The following is an 18,220-nucleotide window of genomic DNA, read 5'->3' on the forward strand; positions in this document are numbered from 1 at the left end:
GTTCTGCTGAACGTGACTGCGCCGGACACCGCCACCCGCCCCCCGTCTCCCGTGCCGCCCGACGTCGAGCTGGCCGAGGCCGCCATCGTCGAGCACTACCCGCGGCTGGTGCGGCTCGCCTACCTGGTGCTGCCGCCCTCCCTCGGCCGCAACCGGCGGGTGCTCACCGCGCATTCGCTGGCCCAGCGGGCGCTCCCGCGCGGGCGGCGCGGCGCCGGTGCGGAGGCCGCCGCCGCGGCCGCCGTGCAGGGCGGGGTTCCGGGCCAGCGCGGGACCCCGGGCGCCGACTCGGGTTACGCGTACGTGCGGCTGAGGGTGTTGCGCGCGGCCCTGGAAGCCGGGATTCCGCTGACGTTCAGGGCGCTGCCCCGGCGGGCGCAACTGCCCCCGCTGCTCCCCCAGGTGTGGGGGCTGCGGCTGTTCCCGCGCTCCGGCGGGGCCGAGGAGCTGGCCCTGGACCAGTGGCTGGCCACCCTCGACGGCCCCGGCCGCGCGGCGTGCGTACTGCGCGCTCTGGAGCGGCTGCCGGAGCCGGAGGTGCTCCGGGTGCTCGCCGAGGCCGGGGTCGCGAACCCCGCCGTCGCGGTCGCGGAATCGGGGGATCCGGCCAACGACTCCCTGTTCGCGTCCCCCGAGTTCGATCCGTGCGCGCTCCAGGCGCGCCCCACCGACCTGCTGCGCCGGCGCCGGTTCGCCCGGGCCGGCCTGGCCGCCGCGGCCGCCCTCGCCGTGTGCGGGGCGCTGCTCGCTCTGCCCGGCGGCGGCTGGGGCGCGGACGGGGCCGCGGCTCCGCCGTACGCGCTCAACGAAGCGGCGCAGCAGGCCCTGGATCCGGGCAGGCTGGTCCGGGTCGCGCCCGCGGCCTGGCGCACGTCCTCCCGTACGGGCTTCTCCACCTGGCCCGCCCGCGGCGACCGCGCCGACGACGCCGAACTGCTGCGGCGGGCGCTGGCCGTGTGGGCCCGGCCCGGCTCGACCGTCGTCGCCTCGGCCACGCCCGGCACCCCGCCCGGGCCGCCGATGGGCCCGCCGCAGCTGCTGTTCGCGGGCACCGTCGACCAGGCGGTCGTGGTCCTGCTGTACGACGGCCTGCGCGTGGTCCGGTACGCCGAGCCCCGCACCGGGACCTCGGTCGCCGCGCTCGACTTCGCCCGGACCGACGCCGCCTCGGCGGAGAGTGCGACCGCGCTCGTACTGAGCCGGGTCGACGGCAACGTCCGCTACCTGACCGCGCCGTGGGTCACCGGGGTGGGGCTGCGGGACCTGCTCAAGCCCGGCGACGCCCCGGTGGCGCTGAAGCCGGGCCGGGACGGGGTCACCCCGCCGGTGGCGAGCCCGGCCCCGGCGGGCAACTGCACCGGCTGGAACGCCCTGGCCCTGACCGGCGGCGGCGCCACCCGGCTGGTCACCGACCTCGGCGAGCTGACCCCGGCCCGGCTGACCTCGGGCGCGCCGGGCTCGGAGCGCGACGTGGCGGAGGGGGCGGAGCTGGGCGACTGGTCGCGGATCGCGTGCCTGCTGCCGTCGGTCCGCTCGCACGGCGTCCGCAGCGTCAACGCCTGGACGTACGCGAAGCAGCCGCTGCCCGAGGGCGACGGCACGGCGACCTGGCTGTGCACCCGGGCCGAGACCTGGGCGGGTACGGAGGACCGGGTGCAGGCACAGTTCCTGGCCCCGGGCGCCCCGCTGGCGGCGCAGGCGGCGAAGGCGGAGGGCTCGCCCGCCTGCGGGACGCGGGAGCCGCGGGTGCTGGCGGGCGTGCTGTGGAAGTCGAAGGCCGGCCAGTGGTACGTACTGGCGGCGGGCAGCGCGCAGTTCGCCTCGCTGTCGGCGTCGGGCGGCGGGGTGAACGGGTCGGCGAACGGCAACCGGCTGGCGGTGAAGGCGCCGGCGGGCGCGCAGGTGGAGCTGGCGGGCAGGCTGACGGACGGCACGAAGGCGGGGGTGCTGCGGTAGTCCCGCGAGGACGTGGATGAATCTTCAACCGTAAGGGCCTCAACCATCAGGACTGGTCGGGGAGTTGGCGGGATCCGGACATGACGGCCGCATGCCACACATGGCATGATCGGATTCCGGTTACCACTCGGCACCCCACCCACACCCCCCTCACGTACTGAAGGTTCACCCACGTGCGCATGCTCGCCCGACGGCTCCTGCTCCCCGGCCTGACCACACTCGCGCTCACCGCCACCGGCTGCTCCTCGACCCCGCACACCGGGGCCGCCGACGCGGCCGCCCCCGCCACCCTCGCTCCCTCCGGCGACGGCACGTCGCAGCAGCTCGACGTGGCCGCGGCGCCGCAGGGGACTCCGACGCCGGCGGCCGTGGCCCGCGCCGGCGCGAAGGGCAGGACGGAGCAGTCCTCGTTCAAGGTCGCCTCGTACGACCAGGCGAGCGGACGGGCCGTCATAGCCAAGGCCCCGCAAGGGCCCGCACCCGGCAGGTCCACCACCCCCTCCGCCTCCGCCAAGCCCTCCGCGTCCGCCTCCGCCTCCCCGGCGGCGGACAAGCCCGTCGCCGTGGGCGACGTCATCGCCAGCGCACCGGCGCCCGGCGCCCCCAACGGCCTGCTCGCCAAGGTCACCGAGGTGGTCGGGAAGACCGACCGCGGCACCGAGGTCAAGACCGCCTCCACGACGCTGGCCTCCGTCCTGAACGACGACAAGGCCGACGGCAAGGTCCCCGTCGACCCGTCGTCGGTCACCGTCGAGCCCCTGATGAAGGGCGTCACCTTCTCCTGGGCCAAGAGCGGCGGCGTGAAGTTCGGCCCCGAGGGCGCGAAGCTGCCCCTTGGCAACCTGCGGCTCGACGTGAACGCCGCCGTCGACACCGCCCCGGACGCCCCCGCCTCGGCCGGCGCCTCGGTGTCCGGGTTCGTCCAGCTCGCCCCGCAGGTGGAGTTCTCGTACGACGGCAGCGGCGGCTCCGGCCCGCGCGGCGCCTTCCTCGGCATGAGCGGCGACTGGTCCTCGCAGTGGAAGCTCCAGGGCCGCGCCGCCGCGAGCACCGGAGCGCCCAAGCGGATCCCGTTCGCCAAGCTGCACAGCGCCCCGGTCATCCAGGTCGGCCCGGTGCCGGTCGTCGTCAACCTCGACATGACCTGCTACGTCCAGGTGGAGGCCGACGGCCGCGTCACCCTCGACGTCCAGCAGGACGTCAAGGGCGACTTCAAGGTCGGCGGCACGTACGCCCTGGGCAAGGGCTGGACGCCGGTCAGCCAGTCCAACGTCAAGAGCACGCCGGTCACGGCGACCGTCACCGCCTCCGGCAAGGTCAAGGGCGCGCTCGGCGCCGAGGCCTCCGTCGGCCTGTACGGGGCCGTCGGCGTCAGCGCGGACTTCGCCCCGTACCTGCGCGGCGAGGCCGACGCCAAGGCGAGCGCGTCCAGCGACGGCAAGACCTCCCTCAGCGGCTCGTGGGCGTTGTACGGCGGCTTCGACCTGAGCGGGAACCTGCACCTGCAGCTCTCCCTGTTCGGCACGCCGCTCTTCGAGCGCAAGATCCCGCTGGGCGCCCTCAACCGCGAGTGGGCCCTCGCGAGCGGCCACGCCGAGCGCTAGGTCGTGTCGTCCAAGTCCCGTCTGGCCGGCGGGGCCTGGCACGCACGCTCGCCGCGTTGTCGTCGGTCACCGACGCTCCGCGTCGATTCCCTCCTCCGCCTTGCGATCGCACGCACCAGACCCCGCCGGCCCCGCCCTTTCGCGCGGCCGACGCCACTTTGACGACACTCCCTAGCCCGCGCCCCAAGGCAGCAGACCCGAGTCCCCCGGGCGCACACCGCGTCCGGGGGACTCCTGCGTGAAGTGGTGGGCGCAGAGGGGTTTTCCTCTCCCCTACCCCTCAGTACATTGACGCCATGTCTAATACGCCGCACGCGCCCGCCCCCGTGGCGTCGGAGCACATCGAGCTCAAGGCGCGGAACGTGTCCTTCGGCTGGGAGGACACCCCGCTCCACTGGTTGCCCGGCGACCCGTTCGCCACCCACACCATCAACGTGCTGCACCTGCTGCTTCCCGCGGGCGAGCGCTGGTTCGTGCACGTCTACAAGCAGGTGCTCCCGTACATCAAGGACGAGCGACTGCGCGCGGACGTCGTCGGGTTCATCGGGCAGGAGACCATGCACGCCGCCGCCCACGACGACGTGCTCCCGCACCTCAAGCGGCTGGGCCTCGACCCGACGCCCTACACGGCGCAGGTGGACTGGCTCTTCGAGAAGCTGCTCGGCGACCGGACACTGCCTCCCGGCAAGGCCCGGCACTGGTGGCTCATGGAGCGGGTCGCGCTGATCGCGGCGATCGAGCACTACACGGCGTTCCTCGGGGACTGGGTGCTCAACGCGGACGAACTGGACCGCCGGGGCGCGGACCCGGTGATGCTGGACCTGCTGCGCTGGCACGGTGCGGAGGAGGTGGAGCACCGCTCGGTGGCCTTCGACCTCTTCATGCACGTGGACGGCGGCTACCACCGGCGGGCCCGCACCTGGGCCACCGCCTTCACGGCGCTCGTCTTCCTGTGGCAGCGGGGCGCCCGCTTCTTCATGGAGAACGACCCGGAGCTGCCCGCCGCCAAGGCCTCCCTCGGCCAGTTCCTCCGGGCGGGCCGGCAGGGCACGCTGCCCACGGCGGGCGCGATGCTCAAGTCGATCCCGACGTACCTGTCCCGGTCGTACCACCCGTCCCAGGAGGGCTCCACGGCCCAGGCCGTGGCCTACCTGGCCTCCTCCCCCGGCGCGAACGGCGGTGCCACCGCATGAGCCGCGCCCTGAAGCTGACGGCGGTGGCGGGCGCGGCGCTGCTGACCCGGCGCGCCCTGCGGGGGCGCATCGCCCGCTCCCCGCTGTGGCCCCTCCCGGCGCTGGAGACCCCGGTCTCCGGCCACTCCCCGCGGCGCTGGCTGCCCGCCCTGATCGTGTCCCGTACGGAGCCCGCGGACGGGGTGCTGATGCTGACCCTCGAATCCCCGGAGCTCCCGCCGTGGACCCCGGGCGCGCACGTGGACGTACAGCTCCCGTCGGGCCTGGTCCGCCAGTACAGCCTCTGCGGCGACCCGGCCGACGCGGGCCGCTACACGATCGCGATCCGGCTGATCGAGGACGGCCGCGGCGGCTCCCGGGAGGCGCACGCCCAGCTGGTGGAGGGAGCGGAGCTGCCCGTACGCCCGCCCCGCAACCGCTTCGAGCTGGTGCCGTCCTCCTCGTACGTCTTCGTCGCGGGCGGCATCGGCATCACTCCGATCCTCCCGATGCTGCGCGAGGCCACGGCGGCGGGCGCGGACTGGACCCTTCTGTACGGCGGCCGCTCGCGCTCCTCCATGCCGTTCACCGCCGAACTGGACGCGTACGGCTCGCGGGTCACCCTCACCCCGGAGGACGAGGCGGGCCTCCCCGACCTGGGCCCGCTCACCTCGGCGGCCCCCGGCACCCTCGTCTACTGCTGCGGACCGGCCCCCTTGATGAACGCGGTCCGGGAAGCGGTCCCGGCCACCACCCCGGTCCACCTCGAACGCTTCACGGCGACGACGCCCGCGACCGCGACCTCGCGCCCCTTCACGGTGGAACTCCACCGCTCGGGCCGCACGGTCGAGGTCGGGAGGGACGAATCCACCCTGGCCGCGGTCCGCCGGGAGCTGCCCGACACCCCGTACTCCTGCGAGCAGGGCTTCTGCGGCACCTGCCAACACCGCGTCCTCGCAGGCGGGGTCGACCACCGCGACACCCTCCTCACGGACCAGGAGCGCGAGGACTCGATGCTGCTCTGCGTGTCCCGCGCCCAGGACGACCGCCTGGTCCTCGACCTCTGAGCGTCGCCGCAGGCCCAGTAGGGTGTGGCGCATGACTACCGGGACGCGGCGCAGGATGGGTGTCGAGGAGCGGCGGCAGCAGCTGATCGGCGTGGCCCTGGAGCTGTTCAGCCTCAGGTCGCCCGACGACGTGTCGATCGACGAGATCGCGGCGGCCGCGGGGATATCGCGGCCGCTCGTCTACCACTACTTCCCTGGCAAGTTGAGCCTGTACGAGGCCGCTCTGCGGCGGGCCGCCGACGAGCTCGCGCAGCGCTTCGTCGAGCCCCGGGAGGGTCCGCTGGGGGCGCGGCTGCTGCGCGTCATGGGCCGGTATTTCGCGTTCGTCGACGACCACGGGCCCGGTTTCTCGGCGCTGATGCGCGGCGGCCCGGCCGTCGGCAGCAACCGGACCAACGCGATGATCGACGAGGTCCGGCAGGCCGCTTACGAGCAGATCGTGACGCACATCGGCATCGAGAACCCGCCCGCGCGGCTGGAACTCGTGGTGCGGTCCTGGGTGTCGCTGGCGGAGTCCACCGCGCTGATCTGGCTGGATGGGCGGAAGATCCCGCGGGCCGAGCTGGAGCTGCAGCTCGTGCACGACTTCGCCGCGCTGGCCGCCGTGAGCGCCGCGTACGACGCGGAGATGGCCGCCATCCTCGGCCGGATCCTTCGCGACGAGCCGGCCGACGGGCCGTTCGGGGAGCTGGTCGGGCGGCTCGTGGGGCTGGTGCCCCCGGCGGTGGAGGCCGCCGTTCCCGACCCCCGGTGATCATCCGCGTGATAATGCGCCCGTGATCATTAATGACGGGATCTTGTTCCGGCGTGCCGTGGAGAAGGACGCCGCCACGCTGGTGACCCTGTACGACCAGGCCGCCAGGTGGATGCGCAAGCACGGGATCGACCAGTGGAAGCCCGGGGACAAGGGCGCCGCGCACTTCCTGGCGAAGATGCGCGAGGGCGAGGTGTGGCTCGCCGGCGACGCCGACGGGCTGATCATCGGCGCGTACGAGCTGTGGTGGTCCGACGAGGAGGCCTGGGGCGTCCAGCCGCCGGTCGCCGGATACGTGCACCGGCTGATGGTGGACCGCGAAACCGCGCCCGCGGGCGCCGGACGGCGCATACTCGAACATGCCGAGCGCCGGATCGCCGGTTCCGGACTGCCGCGGGCGCGGCTCGACTGCGTCTCCACCAACCCCCGGCTGCTCACGTACTACCGGGGTGCGGGCTACCGGGTGGTCGGGGAGTTCCCCCACAAGGAGGGCAAGGACGGGAAGGTGTACGGGGTGATCCTGCTCGAGAAGCGGCTCGATCAGCTCACCGTCGTGTGAACACCGCGACCGTGCGCGGCGGCGTCGTGAACTCTCCCGTCTTCGCGTCGTACGTCGCCTGCTTGACCGCGGGGTCGGAGCCGGCCGCCTGGACCGGGTGCAGGGCGTAGGCGGTGCCCACGAGGGCCGGGACGCGCTGGGACCGGGCGGCGGGGGTGGCGTTGAAGACCACCACCAGGTCGCCGAGGGTCATCGTGATCACCCCCGGGGTCTCGTCCTTGCCGGAGAGCGGGAAGGCGAGCGCCGCCTGGACCGCCTCGGGGGTGGTGAGGGCGAAGGCCGGTTCCGTCGTACGGATCCGCAGCAGGTCGCGGTAGGCGGCGGACGCGCCCGTGATCTCGGCGCAGCCCGGTGCCTTGCCGCCGGCCAGCAGCGGCTTCGCGTACGGCCACTTGGAGCCGTTGTCGGCGGCGGGCGGCAGGCCGCGGCCGAAGCCGTTGCCCTCGCGGCAGTCCCAGTGGATGGCGTTGAACCAGTCGCCGCTGTCGTACGAATTGCGGTCGAGGGACTTCGAGCGCAGCAGGTCCGTACCCGCCTGGGACAGTGACGGGCCCTGCGAGAGGGTGCCGACGGCCATCGCCAGGACCTGCATCCGGGCCTGGTCCGCGGCCGAAGTGCCCGGCGCCAGCTTGTACGCCAGGGCGTCGGCCAGCGTCTCGTTGTCGTGGGCGTCGGCGTAGGCGAGGGCGTCGCCCGGAGCCGCCGCGTACCCGGCCGGGGAGCCGTTGTAGTCCACCTCGGCGCCCTTGGTGTGCCGGCCCGTGCTGTCCGTGAAGGCGTACGAGGCGAGGTTGCCGGACAGCCCGACCTTGATCAGGTCCTGGGCGTGCAGCAGCCTGGCCCGCTGCTCGTCCGCGGTGCCGTTGGCGGGCGAGGCGTTCGGGGCGGTGAACAGGCCGGAGGCGAAGCCCTGGACGCGCGGGTCCTCGTCGAAGGGGCCGCCGCCGCGGACCGCGTCGCGCGAGCGGTCCGAGAAGGTGGCGATGCCGGTGCCGGCCATGTTCTTCTGCGTGGCCTGGACGAAGCGGGCGTCGTCCGCGACCTCGCCGAAGTTCCAGCCCTCCCCGTACAGGATGATCTTCTTGCCGTCGACCCCGTCCTTGGTGACGGTCAGGGCGTCGAGTGCCTTGCGGACGGCGAGGATGTTCTCCTTCGGGTGGTGGCCCATCAGGTCGAAGCGGAAGCCGTCGACCTTGTACTCCTTCGCCCAGGTGACGATCGAGTCCACGACGAGCCGGCCCATCATGGCGTTCTCGGGAGCGGTGTTGGCGCAGCAGGTGGAGCTCGCGACCGAGCCGTCCGCCAGCAGCCGCTGGTAGTAGCCCGGCACGATCCGGTCGAGGACCGACTTGTCGGACTGGCCGGAAGCCACGGTGTGGTTGTAGACCACGTCCATGACGGTCCGCAGGCCGGCCCCGTTCAGCGACTGGACCATCCTGCGGAACTCGACCGTACGGGCCGTGCCGTTCGGGTCGCTCGCGTACGAGCCCTCCGGCACCGTGTAGTGCAGCGGGTCGTAGCCCCAGTTGTACGCGTCCTTCGCCGCCGCGGCGGCCACGCAGGCCTGCTGCTCGGGCGAGTCCGGCGCGTACACCTTCAGGTCGCAGGCGGGTTCGGTGCGGTCGGAGGCCTTCTCCGGGATCGTGCCGATGTCGAAGGCGGGCAGGAGGTGGACGTAGGAGGTGCCGGAGGCGGCGAGCGAGCGCAGGTGCTGCATGCCCGCCGAGCCGGTGTCCGTGAACGCCAGGTACTGGCCGGGGTGGGCGCTCGTGGGGTCCGCGACCGAGAAGTCGCGGATGTGGAGCTCCTGGATCTGGGCGGAGGTGAAGGGGACGGCCGCGGGCTTGTGCAGGCCGCGCCAGCCGGGCGGGGCCAGCTTCGGGTCGGCCAGGTCGACGGCCAGGCTGTACGTGGAGTCGGTGGTCAGGGCGGTGGAGTACGGGTCGGTGACGAGGTTGCGGACCATCCGGCGGGTGCTCGGGGCCCATACGGTCACGTCGTAGCGGTAGGGCTTGCCGGTCCAGCCGCGCTCGCCGCGCACCGACCAGACGCCGGTGGTGTCGTCGCGGCGCATGGGGACGGTGCGGCCGTCGAGTTCGAGGGCGACCTGGCGGGCGGTGGGGGCCCAGACGGAGAGGGTGGGACGGCCGTCCTTGAAGACCGGGCCGAGGGCGGCGGTGTTCGCGTACAGGTCGTCGAGCACGCCGGCGAGCTGGACGCCGGTCGCGGCGAGGACGGCGCCGTTGGCGGCCCGGGCGCTCGCGACGAGCTGGCCGCGCAGGGCGTCCCGTACGCGGTCCCGGTCGCGGGGGTCGACGGAGTAGGCGGCGTACGTCGCGAGGTGCGGGAACTTCTGCTTCTGGGCGGCGGTGAGCTCGGCCTTGGCCAGGCGCAGCCACTGGGCGCCGTCCGCGCGCAGGGCGCCGTTCTCCGCGGTGATCGTGCCCTCACGGGAGGCGAGGAGCTGGAGGGAGGCGGCGGTGGCGGGGGCGTTCCAGGCGAGGGTGGAGCGGTCGATCCAGACGGCCTCGGACTTGGTGAGGTCGAGGGCGGCGGAGGAGCCGGCGGGCTGCGGGAGGAGGTACGGGGCCCGGCCGCCCAGCATCCAGACCTCGTGGCCGGTGGCCGACAGGTCGAGGGACTGGTCGGTGGGCAGGTCCTTCTCGTCGCCCTTGTGGAGGATGTAGCTCAGGCTGGTCGCACCGGCCGCGAGCGGGACCTCGTACACGGCGCCGTAGGAGTCGGTGCGGGCGGGCATCAGCGGCCTCGACCAGTCGGTCGGGGTCGCGGCGCCGGTCCAGACGTGCAGGCCCCAGCCGTCGTAGGCGCCGTCGGGGCGCTGGTAGTGGAGGACGGCCTTGGCCTGGTCCTGGGGCGGGTAGGCGGGGCGGTCGGTGGTGGCCGCCTCCTTGCCCTGCTCCAGCCAGACCTCGCCGCTCTTCGTCACGTCGAGGGTGCGGTCGGTGGCGACGTCCTTGTTGCCGTCCTTGTCGATGACGAGGTAGCCGACGGAGGAGGCGCCGGGCTTGAGCTTGACGTAGGCGAAGGCCCCGTACGCGTCGCGGCCGGTGAAGTCGTGGCCGGCCGGCCAGGGAGTGGCCTCGCCGTCCGCCAGGTCGCCCCAGGCGTACAGCCGCCAGTTCGTGTAGTCGCCGTCGGGGCGGCGGTAGTGGACGACCGCGTAGTCGCGCTGGGTGGCGGTGGGGACCGGGGTGGGCGGGACCTGGCCGGAGACGGACTCGGCGAGGGCGCTCGCGGTGCGGCCGCTGGGGGCACCCCCAGCGGTAGCTGGGGAAGAATCGACGACGACGGCCTTGTAGCGCAGGGCGGTGCCGGCGGGCGCGGTGACGTGCTGGGTGACCTTGTACGGGGCGTGGTCGGCGGAGCCGAGGACCTGCCACGCGCCGGTGCCGGTCTGGGCGGCGAAGACGACCCGGTTCAGGCCGCCGCCGGTGACGTCGGCGGAGAGCTCGACGGTGCCGGTGGCGCCCGGAGCCGGGGCCTTGAGGGTCAGGGCGGGTTTGGTGGCGGGGGCGGCGAGGGGCGCGGCGCCCTGGAGGACCACCGAGCCGAGGGCGGGGACGGTGACGGTGAGCTTGCCGGCCGCGGAGGCGCGGAGCAGGGCGTTGCCGCCGTACAGGGTGCGGTACCGGGCGCCGGCCGGGGCGTCGAGCTCGACGGTCCGGGCTTCGGCGGCGTTGTTGGCGGCGACGAGGTACTCGGTGCGGGAGCGGGTGTCGGTGCGGGCGAAAGCGTAGACGGACCCGTCGGCGAAACGTTCACTCTGGACGCCGTCCCGCAGGGCCGGGTGGTCCTTCGTCAGCTTCGAGAGAGCACTGATCTGCTGGTAGAGCGGGTGTCCCGGATCGTAGGCATCGCTCGCGTGTGTGCGCACCGTTGCGAGCTGGTCGTCGTCCAGGTAGTCCGCGATCCGTGTCCCGAACAACGGCTGCCGGGCGTCCTTGTCACCGCCCGCGCCCGTGAAGCCCTGCTCGTCGCCCGAGTAGACCACCGGATTGCCCCGGGAGAAGAACATCAGCTCGTTGGCGAGCCGGTAGCGGTCCAGCAGCTCCTGCTCCCCCGCCCCCGGCCGGTCCTGCTTCAGGAAGCTCCCGAAACGGCCCATGTCGTGGTTGCCGAGGAAGGTGACCTGCTCGTACGCGTTCGCCTTGTCCGTCGTGTACCGGTAGTCGTCGGCCAGTACGGAGCCCAGCCGCGGGGCCGCCGCGCCCTGGGAGGCGTACGCCCGGATCGCGTCCTGGAGCGGGAAGTCGAGGGTGGCGTCGAGGCGGCCCTGCGTCACGTACGGGGAGGTGACGGCGGTGTCGGCGGAGTAGACCTCGCCGAACATGAAGAAGTTCTTCCGGCCGTGCTGGGCCGCGTACTTGTCGAGGGCGGTGGCCCACTGCGTCCAGAACCCGGTGTTGACGTGCTTGACCGTGTCGATGCGGAAGCCGTCGATCGAGAAGTCCCTGACCCACTTCTCGTAGATCTTCTCCATCCCGCTGACGACCTCGGGGCGTTCGGTCCACAGGTCGTCGAGCCCGAAGAAGTCGCCCTGGTCGGAGGACTCGCCGGCGAAGGTGGAGTCGCCCCGGTCGTGGTACATCGTCGGGTCGTTGAGCCAGGCGGGAGACTTCAGGTTCTTCTTCGCGTCGGGCACGAAGGGGGTCCGCGGGAAGGACTCGGCGTCGACGCGCGGGAACTTCCGCTTCCCGTCCGCGTAGTCGGAGTCCTCGAACGGCACCCCGTCCTTCGTCAGATAGGGGAAGGCCCCCTTGGAGAGATAGGAGTAGGACTGCTCCCGGTAGTCGACGACGTCGGCGGTGTGGTTGGTGATGACGTCGAAGAAGACCTTCATCCCCTTCGCGTGCGCCTTGTCGATCAGCCGTTCCAGGTCGGCGTTGGTGCCGAAGTGGGGGTCGACCTGTGTGAAGTCGGTGATCCAGTACCCGTGGTAGCCGGCGGAGACGTCGGCCCCCTTCCCCTGCACCGGCTGGTTCTTGAAGATCGGCGCCATCCAGATGGCGGTGGTCCCGAGCCCCTTGATGTAGTCGAGCCGGTCGGTCAGACCCTTGAGGTCGCCGCCCTGGTAGAAGCCCTTGTCCGTCGGGTCCAGCCCGGTCTCCAGCCGGCTGCCGGTCAGGCCGCCGGCGTCATTGCGCGGATCGCCGTTCGCGAACCGGTCCGGGAGGACGAAGTAGAACTGCTCCCGGGTCAGACCGTGCCGCGCGGGCTCGGCGGCCAGTTTCGCGTCCGAGGGCGGGGCTGGCGGCGCGGCGGCCACGGCCGGGAGGGCGGGCAGGAGCGTCACGGCCAGGGCGGCGGCGAGCACTCCTGCGGCGGGGCGTATCAAGGCGGATCTCCTTGGTTACGTGTCGCGTGGATGAGGGCCGCCCGGCGGATGGCGGGGTCTGTGGACGCCGGGCGGCCCTGGTCGGTGGGGTTGCGTGGGGGGCGTGGGGGTGTGTGGGGGTCAGTTGCGCCAGGTGTCGTTCAGGACGGCCTTTCCGCTCGCCGGGACGGTCGCGGTGCGGTTGGCGCCGCTCTCCCAGGTGACGTTCCCGGCGGCGTCCTTGCGCACGTACTTGTACGAGAACGCGGTCCCGGCCGGGAGGGAGACGTCCAGCTTCCAGACGGGGTAGGCCGCCGGGTCGAGCTTGAGGGCGCTGCCGGTGTTCCAGCCGCCGAGCTCGGCACGGTCGCCGGTGACGTAGATGTTCTGCCCGGGGGCGGTGGTGGCGTTGACGGCGAACGAGGCGCCCGCGGCCACCGGGGGTGGCGTGGTCCCACCGCCGGTGCACGTACGGGCGTTGGCGTGCAGGGCCAGGGCGGTACCGGCCCCGAGCGTGGCGGTGAACTGCCCGGCGGAGTTCACGCTGACGGTCCGACCGCTCTGGACGTCGCAGTAGTCGCCGGCCGGGAGCGAGCTCTGGAAGGTCCGGGTGAGGGCCGCGCCCTCGTGGTTGATGGCGACGTACGCCTTGGCCCCGCGCCCGAAGGCGATCTGGTCGGCGCCGTTGTCCCACCAGTTGGTGACGGCCTGGCCGCGGGCGGCGTTGCGGAAGCCGACCATGGAGGAGATCTCCCGCCAGGCGTGCTGGCACTTCCACCCGTCGCTGTAACAGGCTCCGACCGAGCCGCCGTTCGGCGGACCGGCGTCCTTGTCGGTCCACTCGTACCCGGAGTGCACGTCGGGGGATCCGTACGGCCACGCCAGCATGAAGACGCCGGCGAGGGTGTAGGCGGAGCCGTCCTTGTAGTTGAGGGTGTCGCCACCGCGCTCGGTGTCGTGGTTGTCGACGAAGACGGCGGACTGCCCGCTCGGCATGTACCCCCAGGCCTCGCCGAAGTTCTTGAGGTAGGCGAGGTTCTCGTTCTGGAAGACCCGCTTGAGGTCCCGGGCGTAGCGGAACTCCTGCACGTCGCCGTTGCCGAGGTACTCGGAGGGCGAGACGGCCTCGCCGGCTCCGTATATCGCCTCCTGCTTCCAGTAGACGGAAGGATTCGTCAGCCGGGACTTGATGTTGGCGAGGTCGGCGGCGGGCATGTGCTTGGCGGCGTCGATCCGGAAGCCGTCGACGCCCAGGGACAGCAGATCGTTCAGGTACCCGGCGATGCGCCCGCGTACGTAGTCCTCGCCGGTGTCGAGATCGGCGAGCTGTACGAGCTCGCAGTTCTGGATGTCGGCCCGGTCCTGGTAGTTGGAGATGGTCGCCCGGCAGTCGTCCATGTCGGAACCCGAATAGACCCCGGGGTACCCGTACTTCGTGTACGAGGATCCCCCGGTCCCCACACCGTCGCCGGCGGCCATGTGGTTGATCACGGAGTCGGCGACGACCTTCACCCCGGCGGCGTGACAGGTGTCGGCCATGGCCTTGAACGCGGCGCGGTCGCCGAGCCGACCGGCGATCTTGTAGCTGACGGGCTGGTACGAGGTCCACCACTGGGGGCCCTGGATGTGTTCCTGGGGCGGCGAGACCTGGACGTACCCGTATCCGGCGGGCCCGAGCGAATCGGTGCAGGCCTTGGCGACGGACTCGAAGCGCCACTCGAAGAGGACGGCGGTGACGTCCTTGTCGCCGGGCGCCGCGGCGGCGGCCTGCGGCGCCGGACCGGTGAGGAGGGCGCCGGCGGCAAGCGCGGTCGAGGTGAAAAGAGTTGCAGCTCTGACGGCTCTGGCAGGCATGCGGGGGGCCTCCTGGCGGGAGAGGTGGGGATTGCAGAGACCGTAGGGGCCAGGTAAGAGCGCTGCAAGAGTTTGCGCAAGAGATTGCAGAATTGTTTCCGGGGCGTGTCCTGCCGGACGGGCGTGCCACGCAGGCCCGTTGACGCCGCCGCGCGCCCGCGAGCCGACCGGGGAAGCGGTCACGGCCCGGTCGTGAGCCGACCGGCCGCTGGTGGCATGCTCCCGTGCGTGATCGGTGAACAGAGCGACGGCTGGTCGTTCGCGGCGGCGCGGGTGGCGGCCCGGTTCGGGGCCTGCGAGGTGAGGGGCGCTCCCGGGGTCGAGCACGCGGGTGGCGGGCGCGGGACGCTCTGCGGGATGGCGGCCCGCTGCCTCACCTGCCATCTCCACCCTTTCGAGCCCGACGCCCTGCGGTCATGCCGGCGGTGTCGCCAGGCGGCGAAGGACGCCCCGACGGAGCCGTGCGTCCGGGAACGCCTTCACGAGCGGGTCGAGGCCGCGGCTGCGGGACGGATCCGCGGGGAGTTGCTCGCCGCCCTTCGCAGGGGTGCGGCGGTCCGGTCGTGGATCAACGGCCCTTCCGCGGACCTGGCGGGGTTCCACGCCCGGCTCGACGAGCTGACCGACGGCGCCGGGCCCGCCGCCAAGGCGTTCGCGGCCGCCGCGACCGCCGGACTGGCCGTCGTCGAGGATGGCCGGTGACGGTTCCTCGTCGTCCTGCCGGGCCCCGGTGACGGCGTCCGCCCGGTCGTCGCTCGCGGGCCGCACAACCCGTGAGCGACCGGGGGGCGCGAAACGGGGCGCAGAGTGTCGAAACGATACAGCTGCGGGCATTGGAGTGAACGCCCGTTCCCAGTGGCGCTCACGGACGGTTGGACCGGCCGACGCGCGGACCGAACAGCGCGTCCTTCCGATGATCCTTAGGGGAGTCATGCGCATTCGTTCCGCTGTCACCGCGTCCGTCCTGGCTGCAGGCATCCTGCTCGGCGGCGCCGGCGCCGCCCTGGCCGACGGAGTCGACATCGACTACTTCGGCGGCGGCCGTGCGGCCAAGTCGTCGAACTGCTCCACGTTCGCCGCGGTGCCGCACAACCTGCCCGCGTTCGCCGGCCCGGTCTACAACTCGTCCTGCGAGAAGAGCAGCGAGAAGGAGTGGCTGAAGGGCCACCACCTCGGCGCCTGATCCCGCGGCCCGAACCGCAGGGGCGGCCAGACGGTGACGTCGGCCGCCCCTGCGGCGTGCCGGGGGCGGGATCTAGTCCTGCGGGACCTGGGCCGTCGAGCCCCTCACCACCAGCTCCGGCTGGAAGACGTACTCCGTGCGCTGGACCGGGGTGCCGGCCACCGCCTCCAGGAGGGCTCCCACCGCCGCCGTGGCCATGGCGCGGACCGGTTGGCGGATCGTCGTCAGCGGCGGGTCCGTGAAGGCGATCAGGGGGGAGTCGTCGAAGCCGACGACCGACACGTCCTCCGGGACGCGCAGGCCGCGCTCCCTCGCCGCGCGGATCACGCCGAGCGCCATGGGGTCGCTGCCGCACACGATGCCCGTGCAGCCGCGGTCCAGCAGGGCTCCGCCCGCCGCGTGACCGCCCTCCACCGTGAACAGCGTCCGCTGGATCCGGCCCTCCTCCTCCGCCTCCGGCACCGCCGCCTTGAACCCCGCCTCCTTGCGCGCCGACGGGACGTACCGCGTCGGTCCTATGGCCAGGCCGATCCGCCGGTGGCCCAGGTCCGCGAGGTGGCGTACCGCCATGTCCGCGGCCGCCCGGTCGTCCGGCGAGATGAAGGGGGCGTTGACGTGCTCGTTGAAGCCGTTGATCAGGACGAAGGGGATCCCCCGCGACGACAGGCGCTGGTAGCGGGACGGGTCCAGCGAGGAGTCCGCGTGCAGGCCCGACAGGAAGACGATCCCCGTGACCCCCCGCTCCTCCAGCTGCTCCACCAGCTCGTCCTCGGTGGCCCCGCCCGGCGTCTGCGTGCACAGCACCGGCGTGTACCCGTGACCGGCCAGCGCCTGCTCGATGACCTGCGCGAACGCCGGGAAGATGGGGTTCGTGAGCTCCGGGATCAGCAGCCCCACCAGGCCGTTGCTGCGGCGCTTGAGCCGTACGGGGCGCTCGTAGCCCAGCAGGTCCATGGCGGCCAGCACCCGGTGCCGGGTGCCGGCCGCCACGCCCGCCTTGCCGTTGAGCACACGGCTGACCGTCGCCTCGCTGACCTGGGCCTGCGCGGCGATGTCCGTCAGCCGGAGCGGGGAGGTCACCCCTGCCACCACACCGCCGTGTCGGCCCCGAGGACCCCGGGGTCCGTCACATCGCCGCTCGCCAGCAGCACCGTCCCCGGGGCGGGCATGCGTACCGGCTCCTGCGTCGTGTTGACCGTGCAGACGAAGTCCCCGCGCCGGAACGCCAGCACGCCCTGCGGCGCCTCCAGCCACTCCACCGCGTCGCCCGCGCCCAGGTCGCCGCGCTCCCGGCGGATCCGCAGCGCCTCCCGGTACAGCTCCAGGGTGGAGGCCGGGTCGCCCGTCTGGGCCTCGACGCTCAGCCCGGCCCACTCGGCCGGCTGCGGCAGCCAGCTGCCACCCTCGCCGAAGCCGTACGGGGCCTGGTCGCCCGACCACGGGATCGGCACGCGGCAGCCGTCGCGGAGTCCGTCCTGGCCGTTCGCCTTGAAGAAGGAGGGGTCCTGGCGCACCTCGTCAGGGAGGTCCACGACCTCGGGCAGGCCGAGCTCCTCGCCCTGGTAGACGTACGCGGACCCGGGCAGGGCCAGCATCAGCAGCGCGGCGGCGCGGGCCCGCTCCAGGCTGCCGAAGCGGGTGCGGTGGCGCACCACGTCGTGGTTGGACAGCACCCACGTCGTCGGCGCCCCGACAGGACGCATCGAGTCGAGCGACTCGTCGATGGTGGCGCGCAGCGCCTCCGCGTCCCAGCCGGTGTTCAGGTAGTGGAAGTTGAACGCCTGGTGCAGCTCGTCGGGGCGCAGGTAGAGGGCCGTGCGGTCCGCGCTGGGGGTCCAGGCCTCGGCGACGCCGATGCGGTCGCCCGCGTACTCGTCGAGCACCTTCCTCCACGAGCGGTAGATCTCGTGGACCCCGTCCTGGTCGAAGAAGGGGAGCACCTGGTTGCCGAGCAGCTTGAGCTGCTCGTCGCGCCCGAGGTCGGGCAGGCCGGGGGCCTTGACCAGGCCGTGGGCGACGTCGATGCGGAAGCCGTCGGCGCCGCGGTCGAGCCAGAACCGCAGGATGGAGCGGAACTCGTCCTGGACGGCGGGGTGCTCCCAGTTGAAGTCGGGCTGCTCGGGGGCGAAGAGGTGCAGGTACCACTCGCCGTCGGCCACCCGGGTCCACGCCGGACCGCCGAAGATCGACTCCCAGTCGTTGGGCGGCAGCTCCCCGTTGTCCCCCTGTCCCGGCCGGAAGTGGAAGCGCTCGCGCAGCGGGGTGCCGGGTCCTTCCCGAAGCGCCTGCTTGAACCATTCGTGCTGGTCGGAGCAGTGGTTCGGGACGAGGTCCACGATGATGCGCAGGCCCAGTTCGTGGGCTTCGCGGATCACGGCGTCGGCGTCGTGCAGGCTGCCGAACATGGGGTCGATGGCCCGGTAGTCGGCGACGTCGTAGCCGGCGTCGGCCTGCGGGGAGGCGTAGAAGGGGCTGAGCCAGACGGCGTCGACGCCCAGCTCCTTGAGGTAGGGCAGACGGCTGCGGATGCCTTCGAGGTCCCCCATGCCGTCCCCGTTGGAGTCGGCGAAGCTGCGCGGATAGACCTGGTAGATCACCGCTTCTCTCCACCAGCCGGGCCGAGTGCCGGTGGTGGTGGGAAGGCCACTGTCCGAAGTCAGTGCGTCGGCGAGGTGCTGGGTCATGTCGTCCTTGGAGAGATCGGGCCGGGGGTGAGAGGGGGCAGGCAGGGTGGTC

The 18,220-nt window shown here is 72.8% G+C and carries 12 protein-coding genes; 8 read left to right on the forward strand and 4 right to left on the reverse strand.

Annotation, left to right across the window (positions count from 1 at the left end; translation table 11 throughout):
• Positions 1-12 precede the first annotated feature (12 nt).
• From ACFXGI_RS16310 to ACFXGI_RS16335, 6 genes are all read left to right on the forward strand, one after another.
• Positions 13-1,956 carry a hypothetical protein gene (locus ACFXGI_RS16310; protein WP_384706459.1) on the forward strand — a complete coding sequence of 648 codons (1,944 nt, stop codon included), beginning with the start codon at positions 13-15 and terminating at the stop codon, positions 1,954-1,956.
• A 173-nt stretch (positions 1,957-2,129) separates the two neighbouring features.
• Complete coding sequence (locus tag ACFXGI_RS16315; RefSeq protein WP_384706461.1) at positions 2,130-3,560, forward strand: hypothetical protein; 1,431 nt, start codon at positions 2,130-2,132, stop codon at positions 3,558-3,560.
• A gap of 296 nt (positions 3,561-3,856) precedes the next feature.
• Positions 3,857-4,753: a metal-dependent hydrolase gene (locus ACFXGI_RS16320; RefSeq protein WP_384706462.1), complete on the forward strand. Its 897-nt coding sequence runs from the start codon at positions 3,857-3,859 to the stop codon at positions 4,751-4,753.
• Positions 4,750-5,799, forward strand: a complete 1,050-nt coding sequence (locus ACFXGI_RS16325; protein WP_384706463.1) for a PDR/VanB family oxidoreductase — start codon at positions 4,750-4,752, stop codon at positions 5,797-5,799. The genes ACFXGI_RS16320 and ACFXGI_RS16325 overlap by 4 nt, the downstream gene beginning before the upstream one ends.
• 31 nt (positions 5,800-5,830) lie before the next feature.
• Positions 5,831-6,553, forward strand: coding sequence for a TetR/AcrR family transcriptional regulator (locus ACFXGI_RS16330; RefSeq protein ID WP_384706465.1), 723 nt, complete (start codon positions 5,831-5,833; stop codon positions 6,551-6,553).
• Positions 6,554-6,575: 22 nt separating this feature from the next.
• Positions 6,576-7,112, forward strand: coding sequence for a GNAT family N-acetyltransferase (locus ACFXGI_RS16335; protein ID WP_384706467.1), 537 nt, complete (start codon positions 6,576-6,578; stop codon positions 7,110-7,112).
• Here ACFXGI_RS16335 and pulA read toward each other — a convergent pair.
• Positions 7,099-12,468: a pullulanase-type alpha-1,6-glucosidase gene (pulA, locus tag ACFXGI_RS16340; RefSeq protein WP_384706469.1), complete on the reverse strand. Its 5,370-nt coding sequence runs from the start codon at positions 12,466-12,468 to the stop codon at positions 7,099-7,101. The genes ACFXGI_RS16335 and pulA overlap by 14 nt on opposite strands.
• Before the next feature lie 120 nt (positions 12,469-12,588).
• Positions 12,589-14,301, reverse strand: a complete 1,713-nt coding sequence (locus ACFXGI_RS16345; RefSeq protein WP_384706471.1) for a carbohydrate-binding module family 20 domain-containing protein — start codon at positions 14,299-14,301, stop codon at positions 12,589-12,591.
• Positions 14,302-14,529: 228 nt separating this feature from the next.
• Between ACFXGI_RS16345 and ACFXGI_RS16350 the strand changes: the two genes are divergently transcribed.
• Positions 14,530-15,003, forward strand: coding sequence for a hypothetical protein (locus ACFXGI_RS16350; protein WP_384706473.1), 474 nt, complete (start codon positions 14,530-14,532; stop codon positions 15,001-15,003).
• Between the two features lie 229 nt (positions 15,004-15,232).
• Positions 15,233-15,484, forward strand: coding sequence for a hypothetical protein (locus ACFXGI_RS16355; RefSeq protein ID WP_384706475.1), 252 nt, complete (start codon positions 15,233-15,235; stop codon positions 15,482-15,484).
• Between the two features lie 72 nt (positions 15,485-15,556).
• Here ACFXGI_RS16355 and ACFXGI_RS16360 read toward each other — a convergent pair whose 3' ends face one another.
• Both ACFXGI_RS16360 and ACFXGI_RS16365 read right to left on the reverse strand, forming a co-directional pair.
• Positions 15,557-16,573 carry a LacI family DNA-binding transcriptional regulator gene (locus ACFXGI_RS16360; protein WP_384706477.1) on the reverse strand — a complete coding sequence of 339 codons (1,017 nt, stop codon included), beginning with the start codon at positions 16,571-16,573 and terminating at the stop codon, positions 15,557-15,559.
• Positions 16,561-18,168, reverse strand: coding sequence for a glycoside hydrolase family 13 protein (locus ACFXGI_RS16365; protein WP_384706479.1), 1,608 nt, complete (start codon positions 18,166-18,168; stop codon positions 16,561-16,563). The genes ACFXGI_RS16360 and ACFXGI_RS16365 overlap by 13 nt, the downstream gene beginning before the upstream one ends.
• Between the last annotated feature and the right edge of the window lie 52 nt (positions 18,169-18,220).

The sequence above is a fragment of the Streptomyces sp. NPDC059355 genome, from assembly GCF_042752335.1.
Classification (GTDB): Bacteria; Actinomycetota; Actinomycetes; order Streptomycetales; family Streptomycetaceae; genus Streptomyces.